Here is a 14,469-nt window from a genome sequence, read left to right as displayed (position 1 = left end):
CGGACCACCGGCGTGGACGGCCGGCGCGTGATGGGCATGTGAACGGGTGTTGCCGGCTCGCGGGGCACGCTGTGGAGAGTTGCCCTTCAGGCTCCCCCAGCAGTACCCAGGCCGGCACCTGGATTTACTGTCCATAAGGATTCCAGTTTACAGTCCGCCCTGGGCCGTACCTTACTCAAATTCAGCGGGTTGGCGACGGCCTGAAATCGCCCGCTGAAACCCGCAACATGATTTAGGTCACCACTATTGGCAGTTAACCAACGATCCTAACTAGACTGACAGGGGTCTGAGTTCGCGGGACCCGGACCCTGGTGCATTGTTGTGGAAAAGCAACATGGCCAGCGGGAAATCAACACTCATGGAAGAGGCGTATTTCAAGTGCCAGAGCAGCCCAGCCACCGTCTACCAGAGGAATTTGGCGGAAACGAGTGGCTCGTTGACGAACTGTACGAGCGGTATCAGCAGGACAAGAATTCGGTCGACGCCAAGTGGTGGCCGCTCTTCGAATCCTTTGACACCGGTGACGGCACTTCTTCCAACGGAACCTCCGCAGCCCCAGCAGCTGCCAATCCCCCCACCCAAGTACTTCCGGTTGTAGCCCCGGCTGCAGCGGCTCCGGCACCGGCGCCGGCCGCTCCCCCGGCCACACCGGCTGCAGCCCCCGCCGCCGCAGCTCCCGCACCGGCGAAGAAGGAACCTGCCACGGTTGCCCGGGACGGGGCAAAGAAGCCCTCCGGCGGCAACGCGGCACAGCCCATTCCGGCCCAGCTCCCCAAGAGCAACAAGGCGCCCACCGCACCCGAGGAGGACGTCGTTTCCGTCCTTCGCGGACCGGCCAAGGCCATTGCCTCCAACATGGTCACCAGCCTCGAGGTTCCCACCGCCACCAGCGTGCGCGCCGTTCCGGCCAAGCTGCTGATCGACAACCGCGTGGTCATCAACTCCAACCTTGCCCGTGCCCGCGGCGGCAAGGTCTCCTTCACGCACATCATTGGCTACGCCGTAGTCCGGGCACTCTCCCAGTTCCCGTCCATGAACGTGTACTACGACGAGGTCGACGGCAAGCCCAGTGCCGTCCAGCCCGCCCACGTCAACTTCGGCATCGCCATCGACATGCCCAAGCCTGATGGCACCCGCCTCCTGATGGTTCCCAACATCAAGAAGGCCGAAACCATGGACTTCGCGGAGTTCTGGCACACGTACGAGGACCTCATCAAGCGCGCCCGCAACGGCAAGCTGACGGCCGACGACCACGCCGGAACCACGGTTTCCCTGACCAACCCAGGTGGCATCGGCACCGTCCACTCCGTGCCGCGTCTTTCCAAGGGCCAGGCAGCCATCATCGGCGTCGGCGCCCTTGATTACCCCGCTGAGTTCCAGGGCGCCAGCGAGAAGATCATCGCCCAGAACGCCATCAGCAAGATCCTGACGCTGACCTCCACCTACGACCACCGCGTCATCCAGGGCGCCGGCAGCGGCGAATTCCTCAAGCTCGTCCACCAGCTCCTGCTGGGCGCGCAGAACTTCTACGACGAGATCTTCGAAGCCCTGCGCATCCCGTACGAGCCCGTGCGCTGGAGCCCGGACCTCCAGGTTGACCCGGCCGACGAGATCAACAAGGTCGCCCGCATCCAGCAGCTCATCCACTCCTACCGCGTGCGCGGCCACCTGATGGCAGACACCGATCCCCTGGAGTACGTGCAGCGCAAGCACCCGGACCTTGACGTCCTCACCTACGGCCTGACCCTGTGGGACCTCGACCGCGAATGGCCCACCGGCGGTTTCGGCGGCAAGCCGCAGCTGAAGTTCCGCGACATCCTCGGCGTCCTCCGGGACGCGTACTGCCGCACCACGGGCATCGAATACATGCACATCCAGGAGCCCGCAGAGCGCAAGTGGTTCCAGGACGAGCTGGAGCACCCCTACTCCAAGCCCAGCCGCGAAGAGCAGCTGCGCATCGTATCCAAGCTCAACGCCGCAGAAGCCTTCGAGACCTTCCTGCAGACCAAGTTCGTGGGCCAGAAGCGCTTCTCCCTTGAAGGTGGCGAGTCGCTGATTCCATTGCTGGACGCCGTCATCTCGGACGCAGCCGACGACGGACTCGACGAGGTCGCCATCGGCATGGCCCACCGTGGCCGCCTCAACGTCCTCACCAACATCGCGGGCAAGACCTACGCCCAGGTGTTCCGCGAGTTCGAAGGCACCCAGGACCCCCGCTCCGTGCAGGGCTCGGGTGACGTCAAGTACCACCTGGGTACAGAAGGCACGTTCACCTCGGACAACGGCAAGCAGACCAAGGTCTACCTCGCCGCCAACCCGTCCCACCTGGAAGCCGTCGACTCCGTACTCGAGGGCATCGTCCGCGCCAAGCAGGACCGCTTGGACCAGGGCGAATCGTTTCCCGTGCTGCCCATCATGGTCCACGGTGACGCAGCCTTCGCCGGCCAGGGCGTGGTAGCCGAAACGCTGAACCTCTCCCAGCTGCGTGGCTACCGTACCGGTGGCACCATCCACGTCATCGTCAACAACCAAGTCGGCTTCACCACCGCTCCTTCCTCCTCACGCTCGTCCACGTACTCCACGGACGTCGCCAAGATGATCCAGGCGCCGGTGTTCCACGTGAACGGCGACGACCCCGAGGCCGTGGTCCGCGTGGCACAGCTGGCGTACCAGTTCCGCCAGCGTTTCCACAAGGATGTCGTCATCGACATGGTGTGCTACCGCCGCCGTGGCCACAACGAGGGCGACGACCCCTCGATGACCCAGCCGCTGATGTACAACCTGATCGAAGCCAAGCGCTCCGTCCGCAAGCTGTACACCGAATCGCTCATCGGCCGTGGCGACATCACCGAGGAAGAAGCAGAGCAGCTGCTCCGCGACTACCAGGAACGCCTGGAACGCGTTTTCGCGGAGACGCATGCCGCCCAGACTTCCCCGATCCCGATCATCACCGCAGATTCCGCGGCGGTCTCGGACATCGAGCGACCCATCGCCCAGCAGGCCGACTTCGGCACCAACTCGCCTGCCTCCACGGCGATTTCCACGGACACCCTGGCCCGCATCGGCAAGGCCCACCTGGAAATCCCGGACGGCTTCACGGTCCACTCCAAGCTCAAGCAGCTCCTTGAGAAGCGCGAGCAGATGTCCCGCGAGGGCGGCATCGACTGGGGCTTCGGCGAAATCGCGGCCTTTGGCTCGCTCATCATGGAGGGTGTGCCCGTCCGCCTCGCCGGCCAGGACTCCCGACGCGGTACGTTCGTGCAGCGCCATGCGGTCTTCCACGACCGCGCCAACGGCAACGAGTGGCTCCCGCTGGGCAACCTCTCGGACAACCAGGCCAAGCTCTGGATCTATGACTCCCTGCTGTCCGAATATGCAGCCATGGGCTTCGAGTACGGTTACTCGGTAGAGCGGCCGGATGCCCTGGTGCTGTGGGAAGCCCAGTTCGGCGACTTCGTCAACGGTGCGCAGACCATCATCGATGAGTTCATCTCCTCGGCCGAGCAGAAGTGGGGCCAGCGCTCCTCGTTGGTCCTGATGCTGCCGCATGGCTACGAAGGCCAGGGGCCCGACCATTCGTCGGCACGCATCGAGCGCTTCCTGCAGCTGTGCGCCGAGGACAACATGATCGTCGCCAACCCGACGACGGCGGCCTCGCACTTCCACCTGCTGCGCCGCCAGGCCTACAGCCGCCCGCGCAAGCCGTTGATCATCTTCACGCCGAAGCAGCTGCTCCGCCTCAAGGGTGCCGCTTCCGCCGTCGAGGATTTCACCACCGGCGGCTTCAAGCCGGTGATCGGCGAGAACGAAGTCCAGGCTGCCAACGTTGACCGCGTCATCCTGGTCTCCGGCCGCCTGTATTACGACCTGCTGTCCAACCGGCAGAAGTCCGGCGATACCTCTACCGCGATCATCCGCGTTGAGCAGCTTTACCCCCTGCCCAAGGCCGAGATCGAGGCAGAGCTTGCCAAGTACCCCAACGCGGACATCGTGTGGGCACAGGACGAACCCGCCAACCAGGGTCCGTGGCCGTTCATGGGCCTCAACCTGGCACCCGAGCTGGACCGCAAGGTCCGCCTCGTATCGCGCCCGGCTTCTGCTTCCACCGCGGCAGGATCCATGAAGCGCCACGCCGCCGAACAGGACACCCTGATCAAGCAGGCGTTCGAACGCAAGTAAGGAATTCTGCCCGGCCCGGGGCGCTGTCATGCGCCGCGGGCCGGGCATTTTCTGTTTAATGGGACAGATACCCGGTTCGCTAACCGGCGCTGACCGCATAAGCCGAGCATGGACCGTAACGAGTGTGAAGAGGTAACCGTGGAAGACAGGAAGCTGCGCATCGCGGCTGTTGGAGATGAACTGCTGGCCGGACTGGGCGATCCCCGTGCCCTGGGTTGGCTGGGCCGCGTGCTGGCCCGTACGCCGCAGGAATCCGTCACGGTGGAATGCTTTTCGCTCCCCTGCCCTATGGAAGGCACCGAGGGCCTGGCGGCACGGTGGCAGGACGAGGCCGGCCGGCGCTTCAGCGATACGCACGAGAACCGCCTGGTCATCGGCCTGTCCGGGCGTGACCTGGAGTTCGGACTGTCCACCGCCCGGAGCCGGTTGAACCTGGCGAACGTTCTTGACGGGGCGTCGCACAGCGGAGTGGAGGTTTTTGTCGTGGGCCCGCCGCCCACCCTGGATCCTGCCCGCAACAAGCGGCTGGCTGAGCTCAACACGGCCTTCGCCGACGTCACAACCCGGCGGAACCACCATTACGTTGACACTTTCTCCCCGTTGCTCAACCACGAGCAGTGGAGGACAGACCTCGCAGCCAATGGGGGCACACCGGGGCAGGCCGGCTACGGGTTGATTGCGTGGCTGGTACTTCACCGTGGCTGGTTCCAATGGCTTAACATCGCCCAACCGGAGTAGCCATGAAGCCGAACGTGCAGGCGTCCACCAACCGGTCGCCTGAAGCAATCGGACTGTTGCCAAGCCGGGATTCGCGATATATCGTGTTTTTATCAACGCGATATATCGCATCTCTGGAGGGATCATGTCAGACGAGCTATGGACCGTGACTGGCCCGCAAACCATCGACGTGGACGACGTCCGTTCACTCAAACTGGGAATCGTGAAGGGCCGCTTCGACGTGGTGACCCACGATGAGCCCTTTGTCCGGATCGAGGCGAGCGAGATCAGCGGCGACCCCTTGACGGTCACGCTGGTCAACGGCCGGCTCGAAGTCCGCCATCAACTGCAGGGACCCCAGGGCTGGTTCCGCAACCTGATGGGCACCGTGAACAACACAAGCACCAATTCAGTGATCGTCGGGATCGCGCTTCCACCCGGCGTCGATGTCGAGGCGGGGACAGTGAGCGGCGACGGCCTGGTCTCCGGCATCAGCGGCCGCGTGCGGCTGAACACCGTTTCGGGTTCCGTTATGGCCGATGGCACCAGCGGCGAACTGCACGTCAATACGGTCAGCGGCGAAGTCATCGCCCGCAACCACGACGGCGTCCTGACCGCCAAGAGCGTCTCCGGCGAAGTAACCGCTTCAGGCAAGTTTTCGAACGTGCGGGCCACGACCGTCAGCGGCGACCTCAGCTTCGATCTGCAGGACTACACCAGCGATTTCGGCGCCAATTCGGTCTCCGGCGACCTCACCATCCGTTTGCCCCACGATGTAGGCCTCGACGTCGTGGCGAAATCGGCCAGCGGATCGGTTGTCATCGACGATCAGCTCTATGCCCAGCCAGGCAGCAATGTCCACACGATCGTGGGCCCCGACGAGAAGCTCATGCTGCTGCGCACCAATACGGTCTCGGGCAAGACGTTCATCATGCACGCCACCGCACCGGCAGCGGAGGGCGAGCACCCGTTCCCCGGCGAAGCGGGTCTCTGATGCCCCCGGTCTTTGCCCACGGGGCGCTCCGCCTGTACCTTCTTGCTTTGCTGGAGGCAGCGCCCAAGCACGGCTATGAACTCATCAAGGCCCTCGGCGACCGCTTTGGCGGCACCTACTCCCCGAGCGCCGGAACCATCTACCCCCGCCTGGCCAAGCTCGAAGAGGAAGGGCTGGTGGCGACCGAGACCGAAGGCAGGCGCACGAAGTACCTGATCACGGACGCCGGCCGCGCGGAGCTTGACCGCCGGCGCCAGGAACTGGCCGACGTGGAAGACACCATCTCGGCCTCCGTCAGGCGGCTCGCCGACGATCTGCGGGCAGACATCCGAAGCAACATGCAAGGCCTGCGGGCGGACCTGGCGGCGACGGCGGAAGCTGCGCGGAGCAGTGCCAGGACGGCCACCGCGGCACCGGGGCGGCCCTCCGGATACTCGCCCGAGGGCCAGCGCATCCTCAAGGAAGCCGAGCTCATGGTGCAATCCTTCAGGGACGATGTCCGCGTGGAGCTCAGGAAGCACGGCGCTTCACACCCGCTCTCCCCCGTGACCTTGGAAACAGTGCGCACCGTGCTGGACCAAGCCCGCGTCGCCATCAGAAATTCGCTGCACGGCTGACCAGCACCGTCCCGGTTCGCTAGCCCGTGCCCGGATGTGCGAAACTGGAGGGCAGCTTTATTGAGTATCAATCATTGAAGGAGGCCAGCTATGAGCAAGCGTGCACGTAAGCGTCGTGACCGTAAGCGCGGCGGCGCGAACCACGGCAAGCGCCCCAACACCTAAGCACAGGCTTAGCGTCAAGGCTTAAACCGCAAGGGCCCCGGAAACCATCAGGTTTCCGGGGCCCTTGGCGTTCAAGGCCGAACCGGCATCAACAGGCCAAACTCAGGCGTCCACCGGCTTGATCGAATGGATCCTGTCAAGAATGGAGTTCTTGAGGTTTTCCGGTGCCGATTCGGTGCAGGAGCGCTTGACCATGGTGCGGATGAGGCACTCGAGGTCGTACTGCTCGGAGCATTCCTCACAACCGTCCAAGTGCTGCTTGATCTCGCTGAGGTCCTCGCGGGTCAAGGCGCCGTCGAGGTACTCATAAATACGCTGCATCCGCGTATCGTCGCAATCGCCCAATCCCTGGCAGTCGCTCATTTCGCTTTCTCCTGATTGTTGCTACCGGCCGAGGCCTGGTCTTCTGTCTGGGCATTGAAGCCCCGTTCGGCGGCATAGTCCGCCAGCATGTCCCGCAGCATCTTCCTGCCGCGGTGAAGGCGCGACATGACGGTACCGATGGGGGTGTTCATGATTTCGGATATCTGCTTGTAGGCGTATCCCTCGACGTCCGCGAAATACACGGCCAAGCGGAACTCCTCCGGGATGGCCTGCAAGGCGTTCTTCACATCCGAATCCGGGAGATGGTCCAGGGCTTCGGCTTCGGCTGAACGGAGTCCGGACGAGGTATGGGACTCTGCCTTGGCCAACTGCCAGTCCTCGATCGTGTCCGAGTTGGACTGCAACGGCTCGCGCTGGCGCTTCCGGTAGAGGTTGATGTAGGTGTTCGTCAGGATCCGGTACAGCCACGCCTTGAGGTTGGTACCCGGCTTGTACTGGTGGAAGGCCGAAAACGCCTTGGTATAGGCCTCCTGGACCAGGTCTTCGGCATCGGAGGGGTTCCGCGCCATGCGCATGGCCGCCGAGTACAACTGGTCCACATACTGCATGGCGTCGCGCTCAAAGCGCGCCCGCCGCTGTTCGGGTGTCTCCTTGGCAAGATCGACATCGGCTGCCACCCCGGCGTCGTCCAACGCTCCGGCTGCCTGGTCCATGGCCGCTGCGGCCGGTTCAATGGTGCTCATCGAAGCCAAGTCTACTGTCAGCTTCAGGGAATCCGGCTGCGCCGGTACCCGGGCCCCCAGTAAATCCAGGCGGTCCTCAACCAGGGTCAAAAAACCAACTCCGTTCGCGAAGCGGCAAACACCATGCCGCAGCCCGGTCTTCACCGCGCCTGATGTTCACAACGGGTCCCGGTGGGTAATTATTCCGCAAAGGTGCAAGACTAGAGCAGACTGCACCCCTTGAACACAACGCTCAGTGACTTTTGTGGCAAGCCATCCAGGAGGCAAGACATGTCAGTAATCCGTTTTCTCGCGCGGCCCATGCTCGCGTCCAGCTTTGTCATCGCAGGTTTGGACAAGCTCAAGAACGCGGACGATACTGCCCGGCAACTCTCGCCGGTCCTGCGCCGCGCCTCCGAGTCCCTGCCGTTCCCGGCTGATGAGAAGGTCCTTGCACGGGTGATCGGCGGCGCCCAGCTTGGCGCCGGCGCCCTGCTCGGCTTGGGTAAGCTCTCACGCTTCGCGGCCACCGTGCTGGCCGTGACATCCGCACTGAACACCTATGTCGAGTGGCGTTCGGCGGACATCAGCAGCAAGGAAGCCCGCGGCGCGCGCCGGGCCCAGCTTTTGAAGAACATTTCCCTCACGGGCGGCGTGCTGCTGGCATCGGTTGACACCGAGGGACGCCCCAGCCTGGCATGGCGCGCCGAGCACCTCGCCACGGACGCCCGCAAGGCAACGGGCAAGCAGATCAAGCGCGCAGACAAAGCAGTTCGCAAGGCCGTAGATAACGCAGTTGGAGCATAAGGAAGCATGACTGGTACCACCGCAGCAAACACCGACCCGAAGAACGGCACACCCCTCCCCCTGTGGCCCGCACCCTATGCCACAGGACCGGTGGATGCCACGGTGACGGTACCTGGATCCAAATCGCTGACCAACCGTTTCCTTGTCCTTGCTGCGTTGGCTGACGGCCCCTCCCGCCTGCGGGCACCACTCCATTCCCGGGACTCCGTGCTGATGATCCAGGCCTTGCGCCAGCTCGGCGCGACGGTCACCGAAGTACCCGGCGACGGCGACTACGGCCCGGACCTGGACATCACACCGATGGGTCCGTCCGAGGCGGGCGGGGAAACAGCCATCGATTGTGGGCTCGCGGGAACAGTCATGCGCTTCGTCCCGCCCCTGGCGGCCCTGCGCGCCGGCGTCACGGTGTTCGACGGCGACCCGCACGCCCGCAAACGCCCCATGGGAACCATCATCGAGGCTTTGGTCGCGCTCGGCGTGCCCGTCCGCAGCGAAGGCGGCAGGACGCCGTCGGCCCTTCCGTTCGCGGTGATGGGTTCCGGCGAAGTCCGCGGCGGGCACCTGGTCATTGACGCCAGCGCCTCCTCACAATTCGTCTCGGCACTGTTGCTGGTTGGCGCGCGTTTCACGGAGGGGCTGCACCTGGAGCACGTAGGCAAGCCGGTGCCCAGCCTGGACCACATCAACATGACGGTCGCTGTCCTGCGCAGCGTCGGTGTACAGGTGGACGATTCCGTACCCAACCATTGGAGCGTGGCCCCCGGTCCCATCAGGGCCTTCGACCAGCGCATAGAACAGGACCTTTCGAACGCCGGCCCGTTCCTCGCAGCTGCGCTTGCCACGCGCGGAACCGTCCGAATCCCCAACTGGCCCCTTGAAACCACCCAGGTAGGTGACCTGTGGCGTGGCATCCTGGCATCCATGGGCGCGGAGGTCGCACTGGAGGACGGGACCCTGACGGTTACGGGCGGACCCGAGATCCTGGGCGCCGATTTCGACGAAACCAGCGAACTCGCCCCTACCGTCGCTGCTCTGTGCGCATTGGCCACGGGCCCCTCCCGGCTCAGCGGCATCGCGCACCTCCGGGGCCACGAGACAGACCGCCTTGCTGCACTTGTGGCCGAAATCAACCGACTGGGCGGGAACGCCGAAGAGACGGCAGACGGCCTCATCATCCACCCGGCGGCCCTTCATGGCGGTGTAGTCCACAGCTATGCCGACCACCGCATGGCCACGGCCGGGGCCATCCTGGGCCTCGCCGTTGAGGGCGTTCAAGTGGAGGACATCGCAACGACGTCGAAGACCATGCCGGAGTTTCCGCAGATGTGGGCAGCAATGCTGGGCCGGACCCCGGCGGAGGCCTCATCGGGCGGGGCCACGAACTGACCATGGGCCGCGACGCACGCTCCTGGGACGAATCGGACGTACGGATCCGGCCCAACAAGAAGGGTTCACGCCCCCGCACCAAGGACCGGCCGAGCCACGACGACGCCGTGATCGGCAGGATCATCACGGTGGACCGCGGCCGCTATACCGCCGTGGTTGGTGAGGACACCGACAATGAGCGGGTGGTCATTGCCGCACGGGCCCGCGAACTGCGCCGGAACCCGGTGGTCCCGGGTGATTTCGTGGCACTCGTGGGTGATGTTTCCGGTGGCCCGGATACCCTCGCACGGCTGGTCCGCGTCGAGGAACGCCGGACGCTCCTGCGCCGCAGTGCGGACGACACCGATCCGATCGAGCGCGTCGTGGTGGCCAACGCGGACCAATTGGTGGTGGTGGTGGCTGCAGCGAACCCGGAGCCCCGCACCGGCTTCATCGACCGCGCACTGGTAGCGGCCTACGACGCCGGCATCGAGCCGCTGCTCCTCGTCACCAAGGCGGACGTCAAGGATCCTGCCGAACTGCTGGCCACTTACCTCAGCCTCGATTTTCCGGTCATCATCAGCCGCACGGCGGATTCGCAGGCCTCCGGCATCGACGCGCGTTCAGATGACGGGCTCTCCGCCCGTTTGGACAGCGACGCCGTCTCCCGCCTGCGTTCCCACCTCGACGGCAAGGTAACCGTCATGCTGGGGCACTCGGGCGTCGGCAAGTCCACCATGGTCAATGCCCTCACAGGTGCCGAACGGGCAACCGGCGGGGTTAATGCCGTCACCGGGCGCGGACGCCACACCTCGTCCTCTGCCTTGGCCCTCAAACTGGCGGACGCTCCTTCCGGTAGTTGGATCATCGACACCCCGGGCATCCGTTCGTTCGGCCTTGCCCACGTGGATGCGGACCGCATCCTGCATTCCTTCCCCGACCTGGAGCCCGGCACGGAAGCCTGCGACCGCGGCTGCAAGCATGACGCAAGTGCAGTGAACTGTGGGCTGGACGAGTGGGTCAAGCAAGGCAACGCCGGCCCGTCCGGTGTTGCCCGGCTGGCTTCGCTCAGGCGACTGCTCGGTGCCGACCCCCGCCTGGAAGCCAAGGAAACCAAGGAATTGGGCACCGTCAACTGAGGGTCGGAGCCTCACCTCCCCCGGCGCGTGAACGATCCACGATAGTTTGGTGGCATGACCCAACCCGTTTCCAGCTACAACGATGACTTGCGATTGGCCCACGTCCTGGCCGATTCCGTGGACGCCCAGACCATGGACCGGTTCAAGGCCCTGGACCTGCAGATCGAAACCAAACCCGACCTGACGCCGGTCACGGATGCGGACAAGGCCGCAGAGGAAGCCATCCGCGGACAGTTGTCGCGTTCACGCCCCCGCGATGCCGTCCTCGGCGAGGAATTCGGGAGCAGCGGCCACGGTTCACGGCGCTGGGTCATCGACCCCATCGATGGCACCAAGAATTTTGTCAGGGGCGTCCCGGTGTGGGCAACCCTCATCGCCCTGATCGACGAAGGCGAACCCGTGGTTGGCGTGGTCAGCGCACCAGCCTTGGGCAAGCGCTGGTGGGCGGCCAAAAGCATGGGCGCCTACATGGGTCGCTCGTTGGCCTCGGCCACCCGACTGAAGGTTTCCAACGTTTCCACGCTCGCGGACGCGTCGATGTCCTACTCAAGCCTGTCCGGATGGAAGGAACGCGGCAACCTTGACGAGTTCCTCGGCCTCACCGAGGACATTTGGCGTACGCGCGCCTACGGGGACTTCTGGTCCTACTGCCTGGTGGCCGAAGGCGCCGTGGACATCGCCTGCGAACCCGAACTGAACCTCTATGACATGGCGGCGCTCGTGCCTATCGTCACGGAGGCCGGCGGCCGGTTCACCTCCCTGGAAGGCGAAGATGGCCCGTTCGGCGGCAACGCGCTGGCAACGAATTCGATCCTGCACTCCGAGGTCCTGAAACGCCTCAACCCGGGAATCGACGACCTCCTCTGAATTATCGACGGCGGAAGCCTCCCCTGGGAGGCGTCCGCCGCACTTTATTCGCCAAATCTGCCATTTCCGCATCCTGCGTAACAATGCGCTTAACAAAGTGGACGGCTTTGTGTCCGGCATGCAGGGTGCCTTAATGTCTTCTTACAGGTCACGAGTGCCAGCGCTAAACCCCGGTTTGCTGGCCGGCAACCCTCCATTCGCGGTGGGGTGCCCCGGGTGACGACCAGGCCGGTCCGGAACGGATACGGCAAGCGCGGATCCCCCGCAAGGGGGTCCCTCTTGAGTGAGGTCCCATGAGCACTGTTGCGTTCGATTCCACCGTCCTTCCCACAGTCACGCAGGAAGCCGCGGCCGGCAGGCCCCTTGCTGCCGTCACCGGCGCGGAACTGCAGGCACCACTGATCCAGGGCGGTCACGTCCGCTACGCCAACCTGGACTACGGCGCTTCCGCGCCGGCGTTGACCATCGTGTCCGCGTACCTGAATGAGGTCCTGCCGTACTACGCGAGCGTGCACCGCGGCGCCGGATTCGCTTCCCAAATCAGCACGTCGGTCTATGAAAACTCCCGCGACATCGTGCGCGACTTCGTAGGCGGCCGCCCGGATGACTCCGTCATCTTTACCCGTAACACCACCGACTCCCTGAACCTGCTGGCCGGCTGCCTTCCGCAGATCGACGGTACGCCAACCGGCGAAGTCCTGTACCTGGACATCGAACACCACGCCAACCTGCTGCCGTGGCAAGGCGTGCCCCACCGCAGCGTCGTCGCTGCCTCCACATTGGCGGCCACCGTCGCCAACCTGCGCCATGAGCTGAGCCAGGGCGGAGTTTCCCTGCTCGCCGTCACGGGGGCGTCCAACGTCACCGGTGAAATCCTTCCCATTGCGGAATTGGCTGCACTGGCCCACGAATTCGGTGCCCGCATCGTGGTGGACGCTGCCCAGCTCGCTCCGCACCGCCGGATCAACATCGCCGAAGCGGACGTGGACTACGTGGTCTTCTCCGGCCACAAGCTGTACGCTCCCTTTGGTGCCGGCGTAGTGGTAGGCCGCCCCGATTGGCTCGACGCCGGAACGCCGCACCTTGCCGGCGGTGGCGCAGTCCGTGAAGCCCGTCTGGACTCCGTCAGCTGGGCTACGGGTCCGGCCCGCCATGAAGGTGGATCCCCCAACGTCCTCGGTGCCGCCACCCTGGCCCGGGCCACGCAGGTCCTGGCCGGCCTTGACCAGCAGGCCTGGCACGACCACGAGGCCGCCATCCGCTCCTACCTTGTGGAGGGCCTGCAGTCCATCGACGGGGTCACCGTCCACCAGATCTTCAGCGATTCCACGGACACCATCGGCGTGGTCAACTTCTCGGTGGAGGGATTCGACGCCGGCCTCGTGGCCGCCTACCTGTCTGCGGAACACGGAGTGGGCCTTCGTGATGGCCGGTTCTGCGCACACCCGCTCCTCAAGCGCCTCGGACTGCCGTCCGGATCCCTGCGTGCCAGCTTCGGTGTGGGCTCCCGCCTGGAGGACGCTGCCCGGCTGCTCAAGGGCATCCAGGAGCTGAAGGGCACCGGGCTGGGCTGGGACTACGTGGTGGACGAGGGCCGCTGGGTTCCCGCGAACGACCACCGCAGCTATCCCGAATGGGCCCCCAACACTCCCGGTACCGCGGGCGCTGCTCCCTGCATCGTGGACTGACCGCACTTTGCCTGAACCGGCCAGCCCTGCCTTGCTGTAAATTCGTAGGGTATTTCCGGCGTTCGCGGTAAAGGAGTCTGTACAGAGCCATGCGGTCCCAAGGCCCTTCAAGCGGTTCGCATCCACCAGGCGGGCCCAAGCTGCACGCGGTCCGGCGCAATGAACTGGGGCAGAGCTTCCAGGATGGCGGCGAGCACTACCATTCGGTGCGTCCCGGCTACCCCGCAGACTCCGTGGATTGGCTTCTCCCTGCAGGCGCGCAGTCCGCAGCCGACATCGGCGCTGGTACGGGGAAATTCACGGCGCTGCTCGTAGACCGCGGCCTTGAGGTTGCCGCCGTCGATCCTTCCACGGACATGCTGGCGCAGCTGCGCCTGTCGTGCCCCCAAGTCCATGCGTTGGAGGGTACCGCCGAGGCGAGCGGACTGGCGGACTCAGCTTTCGACGTCGTCAGTGTTGCCCAAGCCTGGCATTGGTGCGATCCCGTCAAAGCCAGCACGGAACTCGCCCGGGTGCTCCGTCCGCATGGCGTCCTGGGCCTGATCTGGAACCAATTGGATACTTCCCTCCCATGGGTGCACCGCCTTTCACGCATCATGCATGCCGGCGACGTACACAAACCGGGTTTCCGGCCGGCCATCGGTGCGGAGTTCACCGGCTTGGAATGCCATGTCACCCGTTGGGAGGACCCCGTGTCCCCCGAGGACATCATGGAATTGACCAAGTCGCGCAGCTATTACCTTCGAGCCAACGAGGCTACCCGTGCCAAGGTCATGGGAAACCTGGAGTGGTACCTCTACGAACACCTCGGCCACGCCCCTGGCCAGACCCTGGCCCTGCCGTACGTGACGCAGACGTGGCGGGCCCGCAAGGCCTGAGGCGCCC

The 14,469-nt window shown here is 64.8% G+C and carries 13 protein-coding genes and 1 riboswitch; of the genes, 11 read left to right on the top strand and 2 right to left on the bottom strand.

Translation table 11 applies throughout. From position 1 onward, the window contains the following. The first annotated feature begins 378 nt into the window (after positions 1-378). The 5 genes from ACIPV6_RS05245 (at position 379) to ACIPV6_RS05225 (ending at position 6,672) form a co-directional block, all read left to right on the top strand. Positions 379-4,179, top strand: a complete 3,801-nt coding sequence (locus ACIPV6_RS05245) for a multifunctional oxoglutarate decarboxylase/oxoglutarate dehydrogenase thiamine pyrophosphate-binding subunit/dihydrolipoyllysine-residue succinyltransferase subunit (RefSeq protein WP_400269842.1) — start codon at positions 379-381, stop codon at positions 4,177-4,179. Positions 4,180-4,317: 138 nt separating this feature from the next. After that, entirely contained in the window at positions 4,318-4,917 is a 600-nt protein-coding gene (locus tag ACIPV6_RS05240; protein ID WP_400269841.1) for a GDSL-type esterase/lipase family protein, read from the top strand. A 124-nt stretch (positions 4,918-5,041) separates the two neighbouring features. Then, positions 5,042-5,890: a DUF4097 family beta strand repeat-containing protein gene (locus ACIPV6_RS05235; RefSeq protein WP_400269840.1), complete on the top strand. Its 849-nt coding sequence runs from the start codon at positions 5,042-5,044 to the stop codon at positions 5,888-5,890. Further along, positions 5,890-6,507, top strand: coding sequence for a PadR family transcriptional regulator (locus tag ACIPV6_RS05230; protein ID WP_400269839.1), 618 nt, complete (start codon positions 5,890-5,892; stop codon positions 6,505-6,507). Before ACIPV6_RS05235 ends, ACIPV6_RS05230 begins: the two co-directional genes overlap by 1 nt. A gap of 90 nt (positions 6,508-6,597) precedes the next feature. Next, the gene (locus ACIPV6_RS05225) at positions 6,598-6,672 is read left to right on the top strand and encodes a 50S ribosomal protein bL37 (RefSeq protein WP_369299106.1); all 75 of its coding nucleotides are present in this window, start codon (positions 6,598-6,600) and stop codon (positions 6,670-6,672) included. 102 nt (positions 6,673-6,774) lie between these two features. On the opposite strand, the gene rsrA is transcribed toward ACIPV6_RS05225, so the two are convergent. Together rsrA and ACIPV6_RS05215 are read right to left on the bottom strand one after the other, a co-directional pair. Further along, positions 6,775-7,035 (bottom strand): mycothiol system anti-sigma-R factor, encoded by a 261-nt coding sequence (rsrA, locus tag ACIPV6_RS05220; protein ID WP_400269838.1) that lies wholly within the window; start codon positions 7,033-7,035, stop codon positions 6,775-6,777. After that, positions 7,032-7,829, bottom strand: coding sequence for a sigma-70 family RNA polymerase sigma factor (locus ACIPV6_RS05215; RefSeq protein WP_400269837.1), 798 nt, complete (start codon positions 7,827-7,829; stop codon positions 7,032-7,034). The genes rsrA and ACIPV6_RS05215 overlap by 4 nt, the downstream gene beginning before the upstream one ends. A 180-nt stretch (positions 7,830-8,009) precedes the next feature. Between ACIPV6_RS05215 and ACIPV6_RS05210 the strand changes: the two genes are divergently transcribed. The 6 genes from ACIPV6_RS05210 to ACIPV6_RS05185 all read left to right on the top strand — a co-directional run bounded on the left by ACIPV6_RS05210 (position 8,010) and on the right by ACIPV6_RS05185 (position 14,462). Continuing rightward, complete coding sequence (locus ACIPV6_RS05210) at positions 8,010-8,525, top strand: DoxX family membrane protein (protein WP_400269836.1); 516 nt, start codon at positions 8,010-8,012, stop codon at positions 8,523-8,525. 6 nt (positions 8,526-8,531) lie between these two features. Beyond that, the gene (gene aroA, locus ACIPV6_RS05205; RefSeq protein ID WP_400269835.1) at positions 8,532-9,911 is read left to right on the top strand and encodes a 3-phosphoshikimate 1-carboxyvinyltransferase; all 1,380 of its coding nucleotides are present in this window, start codon (positions 8,532-8,534) and stop codon (positions 9,909-9,911) included. 2 nt (positions 9,912-9,913) lie between these two features. After that, a complete protein-coding gene (locus ACIPV6_RS05200) occupies positions 9,914-11,029 on the top strand; it encodes a ribosome small subunit-dependent GTPase A (RefSeq protein ID WP_400269834.1) in 1,116 nt (371 codons plus the stop codon). Between the two features lie 54 nt (positions 11,030-11,083). Then, entirely contained in the window at positions 11,084-11,896 is an 813-nt protein-coding gene (hisN, locus tag ACIPV6_RS05195) for a histidinol-phosphatase (protein WP_397322351.1), read from the top strand. 146 nt (positions 11,897-12,042) lie between these two features. Next, a riboswitch (SAM riboswitch) is annotated at positions 12,043-12,156 on the top strand. Positions 12,157-12,189: 33 nt separating this feature from the next. Then, complete coding sequence (locus ACIPV6_RS05190; RefSeq protein WP_400269833.1) at positions 12,190-13,584, top strand: aminotransferase class V-fold PLP-dependent enzyme; 1,395 nt, start codon at positions 12,190-12,192, stop codon at positions 13,582-13,584. An 89-nt stretch (positions 13,585-13,673) separates the two neighbouring features. Continuing rightward, entirely contained in the window at positions 13,674-14,462 is a 789-nt protein-coding gene (locus tag ACIPV6_RS05185) for a class I SAM-dependent methyltransferase (protein WP_400269832.1), read from the top strand. Positions 14,463-14,469 lie beyond the last annotated feature (7 nt).

This window comes from Paenarthrobacter sp. NPDC089988, assembly GCF_044748465.1.
Lineage (GTDB): Bacteria > Actinomycetota > Actinomycetes > Actinomycetales > Micrococcaceae > Arthrobacter.
Note: the sequence above shows the minus strand (reverse complement) of the source record. Positions and strands in the feature narration are given on the sequence as shown.